This window comes from Bradyrhizobium yuanmingense (assembly GCF_900094575.1).
GTDB lineage: Bacteria > Pseudomonadota > Alphaproteobacteria > Rhizobiales > Xanthobacteraceae > Bradyrhizobium > Bradyrhizobium yuanmingense.
In genome coordinates, this window is record NZ_FMAE01000001.1 from 712,304 (window position 1) to 731,470 (window position 19,167).

The 19,167-nt window shown below is 66.2% G+C and carries 18 protein-coding genes; 13 read left to right on the forward strand and 5 right to left on the reverse strand.

Going from position 1 to position 19,167, the window contains the following annotated elements:
- The 3 genes from GA0061099_RS03230 (at position 1) to GA0061099_RS03240 (ending at position 3,014) form a co-directional block, all read left to right on the forward strand.
- Positions 1-582 (forward strand): NUDIX hydrolase, encoded by a 582-nt coding sequence (locus tag GA0061099_RS03230; protein ID WP_036028286.1) that lies wholly within the window; start codon positions 1-3, stop codon positions 580-582.
- A gap of 276 nt (positions 583-858) precedes the next feature.
- A complete protein-coding gene (locus tag GA0061099_RS03235) occupies positions 859-1,788 on the forward strand; it encodes a glycine/sarcosine/betaine reductase selenoprotein B family protein (protein ID WP_036028288.1) in 930 nt (309 codons plus the stop codon).
- Positions 1,789-1,820: 32 nt separating this feature from the next.
- Positions 1,821-3,014, forward strand: coding sequence for a CaiB/BaiF CoA transferase family protein (locus tag GA0061099_RS03240; RefSeq protein ID WP_036028291.1), 1,194 nt, complete (start codon positions 1,821-1,823; stop codon positions 3,012-3,014).
- 201 nt (positions 3,015-3,215) lie between these two features.
- On the opposite strand, the gene GA0061099_RS03245 is transcribed toward GA0061099_RS03240, so the two are convergent.
- A complete protein-coding gene (locus tag GA0061099_RS03245; RefSeq protein ID WP_036028292.1) occupies positions 3,216-3,980 on the reverse strand; it encodes an SOS response-associated peptidase in 765 nt (254 codons plus the stop codon).
- A gap of 63 nt (positions 3,981-4,043) precedes the next feature.
- Here GA0061099_RS03245 and GA0061099_RS03250 point away from each other — a divergent pair, with 63 nt between their 5' ends.
- The 4 genes from GA0061099_RS03250 (at position 4,044) to GA0061099_RS03265 (ending at position 5,951) form a co-directional block, all read left to right on the forward strand.
- On the forward strand, positions 4,044-4,556 hold the full coding sequence (locus tag GA0061099_RS03250) for a hypothetical protein (RefSeq protein WP_074447530.1): 513 nt from the start codon (positions 4,044-4,046) through the stop codon (positions 4,554-4,556).
- 5 nt (positions 4,557-4,561) lie between these two features.
- Positions 4,562-4,996: an NUDIX hydrolase gene (locus tag GA0061099_RS03255; RefSeq protein WP_036003648.1), complete on the forward strand. Its 435-nt coding sequence runs from the start codon at positions 4,562-4,564 to the stop codon at positions 4,994-4,996.
- Positions 4,997-5,041: 45 nt separating this feature from the next.
- Positions 5,042-5,419, forward strand: coding sequence for a TIGR02301 family protein (locus tag GA0061099_RS03260; protein ID WP_036003646.1), 378 nt, complete (start codon positions 5,042-5,044; stop codon positions 5,417-5,419).
- A 265-nt stretch (positions 5,420-5,684) separates the two neighbouring features.
- Positions 5,685-5,951: a hypothetical protein gene (locus GA0061099_RS03265; RefSeq protein ID WP_036003643.1), complete on the forward strand. Its 267-nt coding sequence runs from the start codon at positions 5,685-5,687 to the stop codon at positions 5,949-5,951.
- A gap of 172 nt (positions 5,952-6,123) precedes the next feature.
- On the opposite strand, the gene GA0061099_RS03270 is transcribed toward GA0061099_RS03265, so the two are convergent.
- Positions 6,124-6,993, reverse strand: coding sequence for a sulfurtransferase (locus GA0061099_RS03270; RefSeq protein WP_036028297.1), 870 nt, complete (start codon positions 6,991-6,993; stop codon positions 6,124-6,126).
- Between the two features lie 157 nt (positions 6,994-7,150).
- A complete protein-coding gene (locus tag GA0061099_RS03275; protein ID WP_036028299.1) occupies positions 7,151-8,485 on the reverse strand; it encodes a dihydroorotase in 1,335 nt (444 codons plus the stop codon).
- A gap of 97 nt (positions 8,486-8,582) precedes the next feature.
- Between GA0061099_RS03275 and ygfZ the strand changes: the two genes are divergently transcribed.
- The 6 genes from ygfZ (at position 8,583) to GA0061099_RS03305 (ending at position 15,354) form a co-directional block, all read left to right on the forward strand.
- A complete protein-coding gene (gene ygfZ, locus GA0061099_RS03280) occupies positions 8,583-9,458 on the forward strand; it encodes a CAF17-like 4Fe-4S cluster assembly/insertion protein YgfZ (RefSeq protein ID WP_036028301.1) in 876 nt (291 codons plus the stop codon).
- Positions 9,455-10,081, forward strand: a complete 627-nt coding sequence (locus tag GA0061099_RS03285; protein WP_036003631.1) for a DNA-3-methyladenine glycosylase I — start codon at positions 9,455-9,457, stop codon at positions 10,079-10,081. Before ygfZ ends, GA0061099_RS03285 begins: the two co-directional genes overlap by 4 nt.
- Positions 10,078-10,692, forward strand: a complete 615-nt coding sequence (locus GA0061099_RS03290) for a YfbR-like 5'-deoxynucleotidase (RefSeq protein ID WP_036028303.1) — start codon at positions 10,078-10,080, stop codon at positions 10,690-10,692. Before GA0061099_RS03285 ends, GA0061099_RS03290 begins: the two co-directional genes overlap by 4 nt.
- A gap of 144 nt (positions 10,693-10,836) precedes the next feature.
- On the forward strand, positions 10,837-11,343 hold the full coding sequence (locus GA0061099_RS03295; protein WP_036028306.1) for a tyrosine phosphatase family protein: 507 nt from the start codon (positions 10,837-10,839) through the stop codon (positions 11,341-11,343).
- Positions 11,344-11,569: 226 nt separating this feature from the next.
- Positions 11,570-12,538 (forward strand): NUDIX hydrolase, encoded by a 969-nt coding sequence (locus tag GA0061099_RS03300; protein ID WP_036028309.1) that lies wholly within the window; start codon positions 11,570-11,572, stop codon positions 12,536-12,538.
- A gap of 110 nt (positions 12,539-12,648) precedes the next feature.
- A complete protein-coding gene (locus GA0061099_RS03305; RefSeq protein WP_036028311.1) occupies positions 12,649-15,354 on the forward strand; it encodes a DUF2339 domain-containing protein in 2,706 nt (901 codons plus the stop codon).
- Between the two features lie 71 nt (positions 15,355-15,425).
- Here GA0061099_RS03305 and GA0061099_RS03310 read toward each other — a convergent pair whose 3' ends face one another.
- Together GA0061099_RS03310 and GA0061099_RS03315 are read right to left on the reverse strand one after the other, a co-directional pair.
- On the reverse strand, positions 15,426-17,114 hold the full coding sequence (locus GA0061099_RS03310) for a methyl-accepting chemotaxis protein (protein ID WP_036038279.1): 1,689 nt from the start codon (positions 17,112-17,114) through the stop codon (positions 15,426-15,428).
- Between the two features lie 256 nt (positions 17,115-17,370).
- Positions 17,371-19,107: a methyl-accepting chemotaxis protein gene (locus tag GA0061099_RS03315; RefSeq protein WP_050996044.1), complete on the reverse strand. Its 1,737-nt coding sequence runs from the start codon at positions 19,105-19,107 to the stop codon at positions 17,371-17,373.
- Positions 19,108-19,167: the final 60 nt, after the last annotated feature.

Consider the following 19,167-nt stretch of genomic DNA (forward strand, 5'->3'; position numbering starts at 1 on the left):
ATGACCCTTTCCGACCGCGTCCGCATCAAGGACGTCCGCGTGCTCTCGGACGGTTGGACCACGCTGAAGACCACGACCTTCGAATACCGGCGCGCAAGTGGCGAGTGGCAGACCCAGCATCGCGAGACCTATGAGCGCGACAACGCTGCCGCCGTGCTGCCATATAATCTCGCGCGACGGACCGTGATCCTGGTGCGCCAGTTCCGCCTTCCGGCCTTCATCCGCGGTTACGACGACCTCTTGATCGAGGCCGCCGCCGGCGTGCTCGACAACGCCGAGCCCGAGGAGCGCATCCGCGCCGAGGCGGAGGAAGAGACCGGCTATCGCCTGCACCATGTCCACAAGGTGTTCGAGGCCTTCATGAGCCCCGGCGCCATCACCGAGAAGCTGCATTTCTTCGTCGCCGAATACGAGCCCGAGATGCGGGTGAGCGACGGCGGCGGCCTGGAGCACGAGGGCGAGGACATCGAGGTGCTGGAGCTGTCCATCGACGAGGCCCTGGCGATGATCGCCGACGGCCGCATCATCGACGCCAAGGCGATCATGCTGCTGCAGTATGTGGCGCTGCATGTGTTCAGGTGACCTTGCGGCTGTTCTTCCTTCTCCCCTTGTGGGAGAAGGTGGCGCGAAGCGCCGGATGAGGGGTTCTCTCCACTTGTGAGATCGTTCGTGAGGATGGATACCCCTCACCCGTCTCGCCGCTATGCGGCGATCCACCCTCTCCCACAAGGGGAGAGGGGAGGAGCGCAGCTCGCTCTATCAAGCCTGCAATTCAGACCTGCGCCGCCGCTCCCCCCCGGTTGAGCAACCGCAAAACTATCTCTAGTCTGTCGTCAACCAACAACCAGGAGACGCGCCATGTCCGCTCCGCGCGACGATGAATTCGGCTTTGCGCCCGACTACGATTCCCCCGTCCCCTACATGCAGCGCACCCGGGATTATTACGCGGCGATCGGCTACACCACGCCGTACCGCTGGGCGCATTACACCGAGGCGCCGTTCCAGCCGCTGAAGAAGCCGTTGTCGCAATCGCGCGTCACCATCATCACCACCGCGGCGCCCTACGATCCGGCCAAGGGCGACCAGGGGCCGGGCGCGGCGTATAATGGCAGCGCGAAGTTTTATCAGGTCTATGACGGCGACACGTCGAAAAAGCACGATCTGCGCATCTCGCACATCGGCTACGACCGTAAGCACACCTCAGCCACCGACAGCGGCACTTGGTTTCCGCTGCCGCAGCTGTTGAAGGCGAGCGCCGCCGGCCGCATCGGCGAAGTGAGCCAGCGCTTCTTCGGCGCGCCGACCAACCGCAGCCATCGCGTGACGCTCGACACCGACGCGCCGGAGATCCTGGCGCGCTGCCTCGCGGACAAGGTCGACGTCGCGGTGCTGGTGCCAAACTGCCCGGTCTGCCACCAGACCACGGCGCTGGTGGCGCGGCACCTGGAGCGCAACGGCATTGCCACCGTGGTCATGGGCTGCGCCAAGGACATCGTCGAGCACGCGGCCGTGCCGCGCTTCCTGTTCTCCGACTTCCCGCTCGGCAATTCCGCCGGCAAGCCGCACGACATCGCGTCGCAGGCCCAGACGCTCGAGCTGGCACTCCGACTGCTGGAGACCGCGAGCGGTCCCCAGACCACGATGCAATCGCCGCTGCGCTGGAACGAGGACGCCTCCTGGAAGCTCGACTACAACAACGTTGCGCAGCTCTCGCCTGAAGAGCTGGCGCGGCGCCGCGCCGAATTCGACAAGCAGAAGGAGATCGCGCGCGGCAACCGCGCCGCCTGACGTCCTCCAACCACAAGCCGAGGGAGAGCGAGGTGACGCGACCGTTCGAGGGCGTGAAGATCCTGGATTTCACGCAAGTGCTGGCCGGCCCCTACGCGAGCTACCAGCTCGCACTGCTAGGCGCCGACGTCATCAAGGTCGAGCGGCGCGAGGGCGAGGACATGCGCCGCACGCCGCTCAGCCGCGAATGGGCCGAGCGCGCTCTGGCGCCGGCATTCCAAGCGGTCAACGGCAACAAGCGCAGCCTGACGCTCGATCTGCAGAAGCCGGAGGCGATCGCGATCGTGAAGAAGCTCGCAGGCCGCGTCGACGTGGTCATGGAGAATTTCCGCCCCGGCGTGATGGACAAGCTCGGCATCGGCTATGAGGCGCTGTCCGCGATCAACCCAAAGCTGATCTATTGCGCGGTGTCGGGTTTCGGCCAGACCGGGCCGGATCGCCTGCGGCCCGGCTATGACGGCAAGATGCAGGCGCTGTCGGGGATCATGGCGATCACCGGCCACCCCGAGACGGGGCCGACGCGCGCGGGCTTTGCCGTGTGCGACGTGCTCTCGGGCGCCACCGCTGCGTTCGGCGTGTCCAGCGCGCTGTACCAGCGCGACCGCACCGGCAAGGGGCAGCTGATCGACGTCTCCATGCTGGAGGCGACGCTGGCGTTTCTCTCGGGCCAGATCGCCGACTGGTCGGTCGCCGGACATCGACAGCAGCTATCGGGCAATCAGGCGGTGAGCCGCCGGACCACGGCGAATTTGTTCAAGTGCGGCGACGGCCATATCCTACTCGCCGTCAACAACGAGAAGCAGTACCGCGCGCTGATGGCTGCGCTCGGCCGCGAGGATACGCTGTCAGATCCGCGCTTTGCCGACTGGTTCTCGCGCAACGAGAACGAGGGCGCGCTGCGCGCCATCATCGAGCAGGCGCTGGCAAAACGGCCGGCACGCGAATGGGAGACAATTCTTGAGGACGCCGGCGCGCCCTGCGCCAGCATCTGGAAGGTCGAGGAGGTCATCGACCATCCCCAAATCAAGGCGCGCGGCGCGATCCAGGAGCTGGACACGGAATACGGCCGCCTGCGCTTTGCCGGCAGCGGCTTCAAGCTGGCCCATGGCGGCGGCAGGCTGGATCGCATGGCGCCGGAGCTGGGCGCGGATACGGACGCGGTGCTGGGCGAGCTGGGATTCGATGCGGGAGAGATCGCGGGGCTGAGAGCGCGGGAGATTGTGTGACGGCAGCGCCTCACACTCAGTCGTCGTCCCGGGGCGCGCGTAGCGCGAACCCGGGACCCATAACCACAGGATCGCGTTTGACGAAGACTCGTGGTGAACAGTTTGCGCCATAACCTCATCCTGTGGCTATGGGTCCCGGATCGGCGCGCGCTTTGGGCGCGCTTGTCCGGGACGACAGCGGAGTGAGTGGCGGCACCGCACCTAGAACAACGACCCCTGCCCGTCATCTGATGACGCTGCCGCAGTCTTCCGCACCGCCTTCTTCGGCTTCGCCGCCTCGGCCTCAGCCTCGATCTCATCCGCGCTGATCGGCAGCACGAGCTGCTCGTCATCATTGGCGACGCGGTTGACGCGGGTGGAGACCGGGTGCCAGGCGAATTCGCCGGCGCGCGGGGGCCTCATCAAGGGCAGGATCGCGTCGATCTCGTCGCCCTTGCTGTCGAGCCAGCGCTCGAAGTCGTGCGGGCTGATGGTGACGGGCACGCGGTCATGCAGCGCGGCGAGATCCTCGCCCGCCGCGGCGGTGACGATCGCGACCGTGTCGAGTTCCTCGCCGTTCGGACCGACCCAGGTCTCGAACACAGCGGCAAAGCCGAGCGGCTCACCGTCGGCACGGTGGATGAAAAAGGGCTGCTTGCGGCCGGTTTGCGTCTTCCACTCGTAATAACCATCGGCCGGAATCAGGCCGCGCCGGCGGCGAATCGCGTTCTTGAACGCAGGCTTCTCCAGCACCGTCTCGGAACGGGCGTTGATCAGGAGCGTGAACCCGCGGGGGTCCTTGACCCAGCCGGGCAGAAGACCCCAGCGCATCAGGCGGAAATGGCGCGCGCCGTTCTCGAGCAGCACCACCGGAATCGGTTGCGTCGGGGCGACATTGTACCGGGGCGGGAAATTCGGCTGCTCGACATAGCCGAACAGTTGCCGCAAAGCCGCGGGGGCCGAAGTTATGACGAAGCGTCCACACATCCTTGGAGGCCTATATAGGGTCCGTTCAGGTCCTTTTAACCCCGAACGTTAACACTGCGGCAGATGAGCTCAACGGCCTCCCAACCCGCGCGGACGCATGTACAGACGGGCCCTGAGGCGACCGCCTGGGCCGAACGGCTGCGCGTGGCCAACATCAATCCGCGGACCGGGCTTGCCACCGACTATCTCAACCATTTCAATGAAGCCGTGATGCTGCTCGAAATGGTGCCGGATATGCCGGAATGCGCCGAAGACTTCCTGACCTGGACGCCGCTGTCTTATGCCGAGCATTTCACGGCGTCGAATTTCAAGGCGCGGGATTTGGCGATCGAAGCCTATGAGAAAGCCGATCCCAACGTGCGTGCCCAGTTCGACCACTTGACGGATACCATGACCTCGATCCTGACCGCGGTCGGCTCGGCCATGCGCGAGGTCGAGAAGGACACGACGCGGGTCCGCCTCGCCGAGCAGGCCACGCTTTGGGTCAAGCCCCTGATCGCAGCCTGCGGCGGCATCATCAATGGCGGGGCGGAAGCCGACGTCGACACCATCATGGCGACTCATCCGGATAGGTGACGCGATTGGCCGCAATCGTCCATCCTGCCCATCCCCAGCTTGCGGTCAGCGCGGCGATCTTCCGCGACGGCAAGGTGCTACTGGTCCGCCGCGCCCGCTCGCCGGCCAAGGGCTTCTATTCGCTGCCGGGTGGCCGGGTCGAGTTCGGCGAATCGCTGCATCAGGCCCTGAGCCGCGAGGTCGACGAGGAAACCGGCCTTTGCATCGAGATCATTGGCCTCGCCGGCTGGCGCGAGGTGCTGCCGGCCGCGGCCGGCGCCGGCCATTACCTGATCATGTCCTTTGCCGCGCGCTGGACGGCCCGGGAGCCGGCGCTGAACGACGAGCTCGACGATCACCGCTGGATCGCCCCTGGCGCCCTGGCAAGCCTCGGCGACCTCAAGCTGACCGGGGGGCTGGAGGAGGTCATCCTGTCCGCTCACCGGCTGCTTGGAGCCTGACCGCCCGCCTTGCGCCAGCCGTCCCGAGGGGGCATACAGCCGCCGATGTCGTCGCGATTTCTGGCCATTTTTGTCCTGATTCTCGCCTGCGCCTCCGTGCCTGCGAGGGCCCAGGACGTGGCGGCGCCGTTTGACGGCGAACTGCAGCGGCTGGCCGAGATCCTCGGCGGCCTGCACTATCTGCGCGGCATCTGCGGGGCCAACGAGGGTAACAAATGGCGCAACGAGATGCAGGCGCTGATCGATGCCGAGACCCCCTCCGGCGAGCGCCGCACCCGCATGATCGCCGGCTTCAACCGCGGCTATAACGGTTTTCAGCAGACCTATCGCAGCTGCACGCCGGCCGCGATGGTGGCGATCCGCCGCTACATCGAGGAAGGCTCGAAGATCTCGCGCGATCTCACGGCGCGCTACGCGAACTAGCTACCCCGTCATTCCGGGGCTCGCGCGCGAGAGCCCGGAATCCATTCATCCACCGTCTCTGATGCCCGATGGATTCCGGGCTCGCGCGAGGCGCGCCCCGGAATGACGGCGCGGTCGACGCATGTGCGGGCCTGGAACCCTGTCATCGACTTTGTTCACCGCCGTTAACCGTTCTTAAAGATGTGGCCTAGCGGTCGTTAACGCCCGTGCTACACCTCTCGCACAGCGCATCGCCGTGGATCGCGCCCCAGCCTGACCGAGTTTCATGAGCCAGCCGATTTCCTACGCCCCCGCCCGCGCGCCGCTGCCCGATCACGAGCAGAAACAGGCCGCACTGAGCTATCTCAACGAGGCCTGGGCCGAGGCGCGTCATGACGGCGTCGACGGCGACTGCCTGGCGCAGGCGAGCCTGTTCGCGGCCCTCGCCGAGCTCGTCGGCACCTATGGCGAGGACGCAGTGGCAAAGTTCGTCGAGGGCTTTCCCGGCCGCATTCGCAACGGCGAATTCTCGGTCGGCATCTGCAGGCAGTAAGCCGTCCTGAAAATGACCCCGCCACGCGGGCGGGGCCAGTTGACGGATGAATGACTTGGCGAAAGGCGTCGCGAAGTCTGCCGCTCTTATCGCACGGAAGCCGTTGCCGGCGGACAAGCATTAGTCTCGCGATGACCGGGAGATGTTCCCGACAGACCCGGGAACGCGCGCCTCAGTCCGTCTCGATCGGCAGCGCCGGATCCCTCGCCCATTCGCCGATCGAAGCGTCGTAGAGCGTCAGCTTGTCGTAGCCGAGCTGCGTCAGCAGCAGGAGGTCGATCGTCGCCGAGATGCCGCCGCCGCAATAAAGAATCACGTTCTTTTCGCGCGTGACGCCCTGGGCGGCGAACTTCGCTTGCGCATCCGCAAGATCCGCCAGCGTCTTGTCGGCATTCACGAGTGTGGCTGCGGGAACGTTGACGCTGCCGGGAACGCGGCCCGGCCGGCCATAGCGGCTCGGCTCGAGGCCGCGGTGAAACTGCGGCCCGAGCGCGTTGACGATGATGGTTGCGGGATCGCCGATCTTCGCCAGCACGGCTTCCTTGTCGACGAAGCAGCCTGGGCGCGGCGCCGCCTTGAAGGCCGTCACCGGATAGCCTTTCGGTGCGCCCGTCTCGGTCGGCCGTCCCTCCTGCTGCCATTTGTCGAAGCCGCCGTCGAGCACGTGGGCATCGACGCCGAGCGCGCGCAGCATCCACCAGAACCGTGTTGCCCACATCATCGTCCCGATGCTGTAGAGCACGATTGTTTTGCCCGCATCGAGGCCGTGGCGGCCGAAGGCGGCCTCCAGCTGGGCGACATCGGGCATCATGAAGAAGTGTTGCGACGAGGCGTCAGAAAACTCGCCTTGCAGGTCGAGGAAATCGGCGCCGGGGATATGGCCGGCGGCGAACGTCTTGTCACCGGGCACCGCGCGATACGGCACGTCGCTGCCCGGCGGGACTGGTTCGTTGTACGTCGTGCAGTCGTAGAGGCGAAGTTTGGGATCGCCGAGCATGGCAGCGAGTTGCTCGGTGGTGATGAGGGCGGTTGGCTGTGACATCCGACTACACTCCCGTTCGAGAGGAAGTGTAGACCGCTCCTCTCGTCATTGCGAGCGCAGCGAAGCAATCCAGAGTCTTTCCGCGGCGACAGACTGGATTGCTTCGCTGCGCTCGCAATGACGTGTGGGGAAGCAGTGTGCATCCCCACACGTCACCCTACTGCTTCAGCGTCTCCAGGAACCGCACCGGCTCGCCCTGCGCGGCCGCCACCAGCTCGCCCTGCCACATCACGCGACGGCCGCGGATAAAGGTGCCGACCGGCCAGCCGGTGACGCGAACGCCATCATAGGGCGTCCAGCCGGCCTTGGACGCCACCCATTTGTTGGTGATGGTCTCGCTGCGCTTCAAATCCACGATGGTGAAGTCGGCATCGTAGCCGGCGGCGATCCGGCCCTTGCAGGCCATGTTGTAGAGGCGCGCGGGACCGGCACTAGTGAGGTCGACGAAACGTGCCAGCGAGAGCCGGCCCGCATTGACGTGATCGAGCATCACAGGCACCAGCGTCTGCACGCCGGTCATGCCGGAAGGCGAAGCGGGATAGGTCTTCTGCTTCTCCTCCAGCGTATGCGGGGCGTGGTCGGAGCCGAGCACGTCGATGATGCCCTGTTCGATGCCGCGCCAAATGCCGGCACGATGATCGGCGCCGCGCACCGGCGGGTTCATCTGCGCCAGCGTGCCGAGCCGCTCGTAGCATTCCGGCGCGACCAGGGTGAGATGGTGCGGCGTCGCCTCGCAGGAGGCGACATCCTTGTGGTCGCGCAGGAACTCGATCTCCTCCTTGGTCGAGATGTGCAGCACGTGAATACGCTTGCCGGTCTCGTGCGCGAGCTTGACGAGGCGCTGCGTCGCCATCAGCGCCGCGGTCTCGTCGCGCCAGACCGGATGCGAGCGCGCATCGCCCTCGATGCGCAGCGATTTGCGCTCGTTGAGGCGGTATTCGTCCTCGGCGTGGAAGGCGGCGCGGCGGCGGATCACCTGGAAAATGCGGCGCAGGCTCTCGTCGTCCTCCACCAAAAGCGCGCCGGTGGACGAGCCGATAAACACCTTGACGCCGGCGCAGCCGGGTGCGCGCTCCAGCACAGGCAGGTCCTGCACGTTCTCGCGGGTGCCGCCGATGAAGAAGGCGAAATCGCAATGCATGCGGTGATGGGCGCGCTTCACCTTGTCGGTGAATTCCGCCTCCGTCACGGTCAGCGGCGAGGTGTTCGGCATCTCGAACACGGCGGTGACGCCGCCCATCACGGCGCTGCGCGAGCCGGTCTCGAGGTCTTCCTTGTGCGTCAGCCCGGGCTCGCGGAAATGCACCTGCGTGTCCATCACGCCGGGCAGGATGTGCAGACCCTTGCAGTCGATCACCTCGGCGGCCGAGCCTTGCGACAGCGGACCGAGCTCGGCGATGCGGCCGCCCGTGATGCCGATATCCCGCACGCCCTCGCCGTCCTGGTTGAAGACGGTGCCACCCTTCAGGATCACATCGAAACGCTGGGTCATTGGGCCTCTCTCATCCTCAGGGCGCAGGGCTCGAGGTCTTGTCGTTTATGCGTTGCGGGCTTACGTTCCGGAGCAACATGTCGCAAGAGATTTTCGCATGAAATCGGCGTTTCTTCCCGACCGGGGCGTGATCAAAGTCGCGGGTGAGGATGCGCGCAACTTCCTCAATGGCCTCGTCACCACCGACCTGGACAGGCTGAAACCTGGTCTGGGGCGATTCGGCGCATTGCTGACGCCGCAGGGCAAGATCATCGTGGATTTCCTGATCACGGAAGCGTCCGCGGGCCACGGCGGCGGGTTCCTGATCGACTGCCCCAAGGCGCTGGCGGACACCCTCGCCACCAAGCTGAAATTCTACAAGCTGCGCGCCAAGGTCACCGTGGACAAGCTCGACCTCGGCGTGCTCGCGGCCTGGGACGGCGAGCCGACGGCGCAGCCCGACCTTGCCTTTGCCGATCCGCGGGCTGAGGGGCTCGGCACCCGCATCCTGGTCCAGGAAGATCTCAAGCAGAAACTGTCCGATCTCATTGGCGCCGAGCTGGTCGATGCAGCCGAGTACGAGGCGCATCGCATTGCGCTCGGCGTGCCGCGCGGCGGGCTCGATTTCATGTACAGCGATGCGTTCCCGCATGAGACCAACATGGACCGCCTCGCCGGCGTCGATTTCGACAAGGGCTGCTATGTCGGCCAGGAGGTCGTCTCGCGCATGCAGCATCGCGGCACCGCGCGCACGCGCAGCGTGAAGGTGCTGCTCGAGGACGCCTCGCCCGAGCCTGGCACAACCATTCTCGCCGGCGACAAGCCGGTCGGCACCATCGGCTCGACGGCCGGCGGCAAGGGCATCGCGCTGGTGCGCATCGATCGTGTCGCCGATGCACTCGATGCAGGCCAGCCGCTCACCGCTGGGGGGCTGGCTTTGACACTCGCTGAACCAGACGTCGTTCGCATTCCAGCCAAGCAGCCGATCGCATGAGCCGCGCTGCCCGCTTGCATCCCGATGGTCTGACCCGCTGCCCCTGGCCGGGCGAAGATCCGCTTTACGTCGCCTATCACGACACCGAATGGGGCGTGCCGGAATACGACGACCGCGCGCTGTACGAGAAGCTGATGCTGGACGGCTTCCAGGCCGGCCTGTCCTGGATCACGATCCTGCGCAAGCGCGACAATTTCCGCAAAGCCTTCGACGATTTCCAGCCGGAGAAGATCGCGCGTTACACGCCCAAGAAGGTTCACGCGCTGATGAACGATGCGGGTATCGTGCGCAACAAGGCCAAGATCGAAGGCGCGATCCTGAGTGCAAAGTCATATCTCGACATCATGGAGAAGGGCCCGGGCTTCTCGAAGCTGCTGTGGGACTTCATGGACGGACGGCCCAAGGTCAACCAGTTCAAGACCACGGCAAGCGTGCCGGCCTCGACGCCGCTCTCGGTGCAGATCTCCAAGGAGCTGTCCTCGCGCGGCTTCAAATTCGTCGGCCCGACCATCGTCTATGCCTTCATGCAGGCGACCGGCATGGTCAACGACCACCTGGTCGACTGCCACTGTCATGCGACTTGCAGCAAGACCCAGCGCAAGCTGCGCCTCAAGGCCAAATGACGGCGAAGAAGGCAGCGCGCAACGAAGAGGTCCGCGCCTGGCAGCGCATGCTGTCGGGCCGGCGGCTCGACCTGCTCGATCCTTCCCCGCTCGACATCGAAATCGGCGACATCGCGCACGGGCTGGCGCGGGTGGCGCGCTGGAACGGACAGACCCTCGGCGCGCACATCTTTTCGGTCGCGCAGCATACGCTGCTGGTAGAGACCGTGCTGCGGCATGAGATACCCCGCGTCGACCAGCGCGTGCGGCTCGCGGCCCTGCTGCATGATGCGCCGGAATATGTGATCGGCGACATGATCTCGCCGTTCAAGGCCGTGCTCGACGGTCATTACAAGGCCGTCGAGAAGCGGCTGCTCGGTGCCATCCATATCCGCTTCGGTTTGCCGCCGGTATTGCCAGATGACATCACGCAGGCCATCAAGGCCGCCGATCGCGGCGCGGCCTATCTCGAGGCGACCGAGCTCGCCGGCTTCAGCGCAAGCGAAGCGCGGCGCCTGTTCGGCAAGGATCCGGGTCTCTCCGACAGCGTCCGACGCGACTATCTGACGCCCTGGACCGCGGCGCGGGCCGAGAAGCAGTTTCTGGAGCGGTTTGGCGCCGTGTTTGCGTAGCATTATTCCTTCGTAGGGTGGGCAAAGCGAAGCGTGCCCACCGAACCAAGCGACATGCGCGCAATTGCGAAATGGTGGGCACGGCGCGATGCGCCTTTGCCCACCTACGAGCGCTCGCTATAATCGGGCGCAAAAAGGTTCGCCATGATCCACGTCTGTTCCCTCGCCGCGCTTCCCGAGACCGTCCGCCTCACCAAGGCCAGTCACGTGCTAACCGTGATGGCCAATGTCGAGCAGGTGGCGCGTCCGGTCTCGGTGCTCCCGGCCAACCACCTCAAGGTGTCGATGGACGACATCACCGAGGAAATGGACGGCTTCGTCGCGCCGTCGGAGACGCATATCGAGCAGGTGCTCAACTTCGTGCGCGGCTGGGACCGCAGCGCCCCGCTGGTGGTGCATTGCTACGCCGGGATCAGCCGCTCCACCGCCAGCGCGTTCGCGGCCGTTTGCGCGCTTAATCCAAATCGCGACGAGATCGAGATCGCCAGGAAGATTCGCGCGGCCTCGCCGATCGCCTCGCCCAATCGGCGCATCGTCGGCCTCGCCGATCGTGCACTCGGACGCAACGGCCGCATGCTGCGCGCGCTCGACGAGATGGGCCCCGGCGCGATGATGGTGGAAGGCCGCCCCTTCGCGATCGAGCTCGAATGACAGCTGGTTGTCACGATGGAGGTGCGCCCCCTCTCCCGCCTGCGGGAGAGGGTTGGGGAGAGGGTATCTCGGCGACGAAGACTCCCCCAGAGGATAGAGCCCCCTCCCGCCTCGCATCTGTCGATGCGACGCGACCTCTCCCGCAAGCGGGAGAGGTGCACCGAGTCCGCGGATGGGCCGTCTTAACCAAGCGGCATTCTGTTCAATTCAACGACACGGCAGCCGCATGAGCGAGACGCTGCTGACGCCAATCGAAATCGGCCTCACCGCCGCTATCGTCGCGATCGAGAACCACGAGCCGTTGATCCTCACTGCGCATAGCAGCGACGGGCTTGCCGGCCTGCCGTTCGGCCCGTTCGACGCGGTGAGCCATCGCACGTTCGAGATCGGCCTGCGCGCTTGGGTCGAGCAACAGGCGGGGCTGCGGCTCGGCTACGTCGAGCAACTTTACACGTTCGGCGATCGCGGCCGTCATGCCGAGGCCGGCGACACCGGCGCCCACATCGTTTCGATCGGCTATCTCGCGCTGACGCGCCCGGCGGGCGGCGAGCTCGCGACAAACGCGGCGAGCTTCGCGCCCTGGTATCGCTTCTTCCCCTGGGAAGACTGGCGGGACCAGCCGCCGGCGATCATCGCCCGCGACATCATCCCTGCGCTGACCGAATGGGCCGAGGAGGAGACGGCGGAGACGATTCGCGCACTGCCGCGGAAGGATCGCGTGCGGTTCTATTTCGGTCTCGACGGCGCACCCTGGGACGAGGAGCGCGTGCTCGACCGCTACGAGTTGCTCTACGAGGCCGGGCTGATCGAGGAGGCCCGCCGCGATGGCCGTCCTGCGGCATTGGCGCGCAAGACGCTTCCCCCGCTCGGGACCTCGATGCGGTTCGACCACCGCCGGATTCTCGCCACGGCAATCGCGCGGCTGCGCGCAAAGCTGAAGTATCGTCCTGTGGTCTTTGAACTTTTGCCGACCGAATTCACACTCACTGAACTGCAGCACACGGTGGAGGCGATCTCCGGCCGGCACCTGCACAAGCAGAATTTCCGCCGCCTGGTCGAGATGGAAGCCCTGGTCGAACCGACCGGGGTGATGTCGACACAGACGGGCGGACGGCCGGCAGCGCTCTACCGCTTCCGCCGCGAGGTGCTCCAGGAGCGGCCCGCGCCGGGCTTGCGCGTTCGCTCCCGGCGCTAGAGCATGATCCGGAAAAGTGCGTTGCGGTTTTCCGGTAAGATCATGCTCAAGAAATTAAGATCCTGATATCAGTGGTATCGGCCCCTGCCCGCCGATTGCCTGGAGGCTTCATGCTCGACGGCCCGTTTGACGTCTTTGCGCTGATCATTGCGATCATCGCCTTCCTGATCGCGATCAAGGCGTCCAGCCAGGCGACCGAGTTGCGCCGCCGGATCAGTTCGCTCGAAGAGATGCTTTACGCGCAGCGGACGGTGCAGCCGCCCCCGCTGATGCCGGCGCAGGCCGAAGCCCCCGCCACGACTGCAGCCGCCGAGCCGCCGCCGCTGGCGCCGGAAACCGAAACGACGCCGCCTCCGCTCGTCACGGAAGAGATTTCGCCGCCCCCGCTTGAGCCGAGCACGGGCGCCACCGCGCCCCCTCCGGTGCCGGAGGCAGCACCCGGCTTCGAGGAGCGGCTCGGCACCCGCTGGGTGGTGTGGATCGGCGGGCTTGCGCTCGCGCTCGGCGGCTTCTTCATGGTGCGCTATTCGATCGAGGCCGGTCTGCTCGGCCCCGGCGTGCGCGTGTTCCTCGGCGGCCTATTCGCCGCTGCGCTGCTTGGCGCCAGCGAATGGACGCGGCGCAAGGAGAGCATTTCGAGCATCGCCGCGCTGCCGATCGCCAACATTCCCGCGATCCTCACCGCGGCCGGCACGGCGGTGGCGTTCGCGACCATCTACGCGGCGTACGCACTCTACGACTTCCTCGTGCCTGCGACAGCCTTCGTGCTGCTCGGCATCGTTGCGATGGGCACGCTGGCCGCAGCGCTCCTGCACGGCCCTGCGCTCGCCGGGCTCGGCGTCGTCGGCGCCTTCGTGACGCCGATCCTCGTCTCCTCCGGCAAGCCGGATTATTGGGCGCTCTACATCTATCTTGCGGTCGTGACGGCCGCGAGTTTCGGGCTCGCCCGCATCAGGCTATGGCGCTGGCTTGCGGTCACGACCATTGCATTCGCGGTGCTCTGGATCTTCCCGGGTCTCGATACCGAACAGGTGCAGGTCGCGCCGCACGCCTTCCATGCCATCGCCGGCTTCGTGCTCGCAGCACTGCTCGTCGTCTGCGGTTTCATGTTCGGACCCAGCATGGAGGACGGCGAGATCGAGCCGGTCTCATCGGGCGCGCTCGGCGCCTATTTGTTCGGCGCGATGCTGGTCGTGCTGTCGAGCGCGCATGCGGATCTCGCGCTGATCGCCTTCACGCTCCTGGTTGGGGGCACGCTGTTCGTCGCCTGGCGCGCACCGGCGGCGACCGGCGCGCTGGGCGCGGCCGCGGCGGCCGTGTTCATCGTGTTCGCCGAATGGGCGGTGCGCGCCAACCCTGATATGCTGGTGCTGCCGGGCGGCCCAATGCCCGGCGTCGGCCCGGTCGCGATTGATAGCGCGGTGACGCTGCATCTGGTGACGGCCGCGATCTTCGCCGCCGGTTTCGGCGTCACGGGCTTTTTCGCGCAAGGCCGCTCGAACTCGGTGATCATTCCCGTGGTGTGGTCGGCAGCGGGCGTCGCGACGCCGATCGCCATCCTGGTTGCGCTCTATGCGCGCATTGCCCATCTCGACCGCTCGATCCCGTTTGCGATCCTCGCCGTGCTGCTCGCTGCGGCCTTTGGCGCCGCGACCGAAGCGCTGATGCGCCGCGAAGAGCGGCCCGGCGTTGCAACCTCGGTCGCGCTGTTCGCGACCGGTACGCTCGGCGCGCTGGCGCTGGCGCTGACCTTCGCCCTGGAGAAGGGCTGGCTTACCATCGCGCTCGCGCTGATGTCGCTCGGCACCGCCTGGATCTCGTTGCAGCGGCCGATTCCGGTGCTGCGCCGGCTGGCTGCGGCCTTCGCTGCGATCGTCACCGCGCGTATCGTCTATGATCCGTGCATCGTCGGCGATGCCGTCGGCACCACGCCGATCTTCAACTGGCTGTTGTGGGGCTATGGCCTGCCGGCCGCCTCGTTCTGGGGCGCGAGCATCTTCCTGCGCCGCCGCGCCGACGATCCGCCGCTGCGCGTGGTCGAGACCGCGGCGATCCTGTTCACCGCGCTGCTCGCCTTCATGGAGATCCGGCACTTTGCGACCGGCGGCCGCATGACCTCGCCGCCCTCGCTGCTCGAGTTCGCGCTGCAAGTCTGTGTCATGCTAGCCATGGCAATCGGCCTGGAGCGCCTGCGGCTGCGCAGCCACAGCATCGTGCACAATGTCGGCGCGGTCGTGCTGACGGCGATCGCCGGCCTCATCAGCGTGTTTGGCCTCCTGATCCTGGAGAACCCGCTGCTGCTCTCCAGCGTCAATGTCGGCGGCCTCGTGTTCAATCTGCTGCTGCTCGGCTATGCGCTGCCGGCGGTGCTGATGCTGCTGCTCTCCTACGCAGTGGCAGGACACCGCAGTGTCGCATATGCAAACACGATTGCGGGTGGTGCCCTGGTGTTCGCGCTCACCTATGTGACGCTGGAGATCCGCCGCTTCTATCACGGCCCGGTCCTGCTCTACGGTGGCACCACGAGCGCCGAGCAATATACCTATTCGATCGGCTGGCTCGCTTTTGGCGTGGCGCTGCTCGGCGTCGGCATCCTGGTCAATTCGGAGCGTGCGCGGCTGGCGTCCGCCGCCGTCATCGCGCTGACGATCTTCAAGGCCTTTGCCGTCGACGTGTGGACGCTGACCGGCGTCTATCGGGCGCTCTCGTTCATGTGCCTTGGCGTCGTGCTGGTCGCGATCGGCTGGCTCTACCAGCGCATCCTGTTCCGGCGGCAGATCGCACCGCCGCCGGCTGCGCCGCAGACGGGCAGCTAGACTGGATCGTCGGGCGGGCACTCCACCTCTCCCCAGCGGGGAGAGGTCAACAACGATCGAGCGGGGTGCCTCTACGCCGCGCGGACCGATTCCAGGAACTGCGCGACCTCGACCTTCAGGCGGGTGCTGTCGGTCGCCAGCGACTTCGCCGCCGACAGCACTTCACTCGAGGCCGAGCCGGTCTCGATCGCACCGCGCTGCACGTTGGTGATGTTGGACGACACTTCCTGCGTGCCGAGCGAGGCCTGCTGAACGTTGCGCGAAATCTCCTGCGTGGCCGCGCCCTGCTCCTCGACGGCGGCGGCGATCGCGGCCGACACCTCGGACAGCCGCTCGATGGTGCCGCCGATCTCCTGGATGGCGTTGACGGATTCTTGCGTCGCCGCCTGGATGCCCGAGACCTGCGCCCCAATTTCGCCGGTCGCTTTCGCGGTCTGCTCGGCCAGTGCCTTGACCTCGGAGGCGACGACGGCAAAGCCGCGGCCGGCTTCGCCCGCGCGCGCCGCCTCGATGGTCGCGTTCAGCGCGAGCAGATTGGTCTGGCCCGCGATGGTGTTGATGAGCTCGACGACGTCGCCGATGCGGGCGGCCGCCTGCGACAGCGCGTTGACGCGCTCGTTGGTCCGCGCCGCCTGCTCGACCGCTTCCGCTGCCATCCGCGCCGAATCCTGCACGCGGCGGCTGATCTCGGTGATAGAGGACGACAGCTCCTCGGAGGCCGAGGCCACCGCCTGGACGTTGGTGGAAGCTTCTTCCGACGCCGCCGCAACGACGGTTGCGAGCTCCTGGCCGCGCTGCGCGGTGCCGCTCAGCGTCGCCGCGGAGGCCTCGAGCTCGGTCGAGGCCGACGACACGGTCTCGACGACCTCCCCAATCATGACCTCGAAATTGCGGGTGATGGCATCGACACGTCGGCCGCGTTCGATCTTGGCCTCGGCGTCGCGCGCCGCCGCAGCGTCGGCCGCCTTCTTGGCGATCAGCGCCTCCTTGAAGATCTGGAGCGCATCCGCCATCGAGCCGATCTCGGTCTTCTCGCCGCGATGCGGCACCTCCACCGCAAGGTCGCCCTCGCCGAGCGACTGCATCGGGCGGATGATCGAAGCGATGCCACGCGAGACGTCGCGCACGAGATAGTAGGCGGCGCCGATCGCGATCACGACGGAGGCCACGATGATCCCGACCAGCACACGGAAGATCGTAGCGTAGCTGTCGGCGGCCTGCTTCGTCTCCAGCTCGGCGCCCTGATTGTTCATTTCGATGCCCTTCTGGAGCAGCGGATCGGCGGCCTGAGCCATCTTCGCGACCTTGGTCTGCAACATCTCGTTGGCATCGGTCGGGAAGCGGCCGACACTCTTGCGCGACAGCGCCATTACATCCTGCACGCCGTTCAGGTACTCGGCCCAGGCCTTGGTCCATTGCTCGTAGAGCGAGCGCTCCTCTGCGCGCGTGATCAGCGGCTCGTAGATCTTGCGGGTCTTCTCGATCCGTTCGCGCAAGCCTGCCAGGCGCTTCTCGGCGGCCTCCTTGCCTTCGGCAGTATCCTGCATCAGGTGCAGACGCAGCGCGACGCGGAGCTCGTTGATGTCAGCACGCATCGAGCCGAGCGCACGCACGCTCGGCAACCAGCCCTGCGCGATCTCGACCGTATGGGCGTTGATGTTCTGCATCGTGCCGATCGCCATCACGCCGACGCCGGCGAGCGAGAGCACGAGGACCGACAGCACGGTCAGCAGCTTGAAGACGATCGACAATTTCGACATCACGACAATCCCGATGATTACCCGGCAACGCGCACATCATCTGCGCCGCAGACGTCACGACGGACGACCCGGGCGAAGGTCAGTTCAACAATGCTGGCTGGTTCTTTTCCCGAAGGATTGCGCGCATAATCGCAAACAGGCGTTAACAGGAGGCTACGTAAAAATACGGCTCGTGCGCAGCGATCGTGGTTCGCTGCAACTCTCTGTTGCAGCCGCACCGGCATCTCCCGTTACGATGCGGACGCAAAGGCACGTGTCAGGCCGCGCGGACGGTATCGAGGAACTTTCCGACTTCGAGCTTCAGCCGGTTGCTGTCGCCGGACAGCGATTGCGCGGCGCCCAACACCTGCGAGGATGCCGAACCGGTCTCACTCGCGCCGCGCTGCACGTCGGTGATGTTGGACGACACCTGATGGGTGCCCGTCGCCGCCTGCTGCACGTTGCGGGAGATCTCCTGCGTTGCGGCCCCCTGCTCTTCCACCGCGGCTGCGATGGTCGAGGAGATCTCCGACAGCTTCTCGATGGTGTGGCTGATGTCCTTGATCGCGCCGACCGAATGCTCGGTGGCGGTCTGGATGCTGGCGATCTGCTGGCCGATCTCGCCGGTCGCCTTCGCCGTCTGCTCGGCAAGCGCCTTGACCTCCGAAGCGACGACGGCAAAGCCGCGGCCTGCCTCGCCGGCGCGCGCGGCCTCGATGGTTGCATTGAGCGCCAGGAGGTTGGTCTGGCCGGCGATGGTGTTGATCAGCTCGACCACGTCGCCGATCCGCGCCGCAGCAGCGGAGAGCTCCCCGACGCGATCGGTCGTGGTGCGAGCCTGGTTCACCGCATCGCCGGCGACGCGGGCGGATTCCTGCACCTGCCGGCTGATCTCGGTGATCGACGACGACAGCTCTTCGGTCGCCGACGCGACCGACTGCACGTTGGTGGACGCTTCCTCGGAAGCGGCAGCAACCATGGTCGTGAGCTCCTGGCCGCGCGCCGCGGTCGCGGTCAGCGTCGAGGCGGAAGCTTCCAGCTCGGTCGCGGCCGAGGACACGGTATCGACGATCTCACCGATCGCGGCTTCGAAGCTGTCAGCCAGCTTGTGCATCTCGGCCTTGCGCTGCGCGGCCGCAATCTGGTCCTGCCTGATCTTGGCTTCGGCGTCCTCGCGCGCCTTCTGCTCCGACACGACCTTGAACTTTTCAACGGCCGCCGCGACGCCGCCGACCTCGTCCTTGCGGCCGAGACCGGGCAGAACCACGGAGAAATCGCCGCCGGCGAGCTTGTCCATGGCGACCGTGAGCGCACGGATCGGCCGCGCGATGGTCAGGAACGACATCAGCCAGGAGCCGACGAGGACGAGCATGGCGAGTGCGCCGACCAGGATCGCGAGCTGCTCGCTCGATCTCATTTGGGCCGCGGCCGCGGAATTCTTCTCCTCGGATTTGTGCCTTGCGTAGTCGGCGATCTGGCCGATCAGCACGTCGAGCTCGCCGGCAATCGGCAGGGTCACCTCGCGTGCGATGCGAACGACGTCTTCATTGAGCTTCGCAGCGCGGGCCGCTCCGTCTGCACCGCTGGCGGCCAGGGCTTCGCCGCGCACGCCGGCGATCTGCTGCGCGGCCTTTTCGTAATTCGCAGCCAGCGATCTCAGTTTCTCCATCCGAGCGCGGTTCTCCGCCTCGTGAGAAAGCTTCAGCATTTCATCGACCAGCGCATTCGTCGATTTTTGCCGGTCGCCCAGATTCTGGACGGCCTTCTGAATGTCAGCCGGGCTATTGGCAAGACGAAGGTCTCGTACCGCGAGCTGCATGCCGCGAACCGCAGCCTCGGCCTTGACTGCGTCGCGCGCGATCTGCTGCTGCGCAAGCGCGCTCTGGCTGCTCTCGCGAATTCCCGCATTGCCGAGCATCTGGCTTGCAATCATGGCCCCAACCAGGAGCACACCGAGCGCCGACGCAATCGCCAGCTTGGTCCCGATCCTCAGATTCTGAACTAGGCTCAACATGGGCATGCTTCCCCCGAAGGAACGCGCAGCCGAGTCATTGTCGGCTTCCCCTGACTGCGC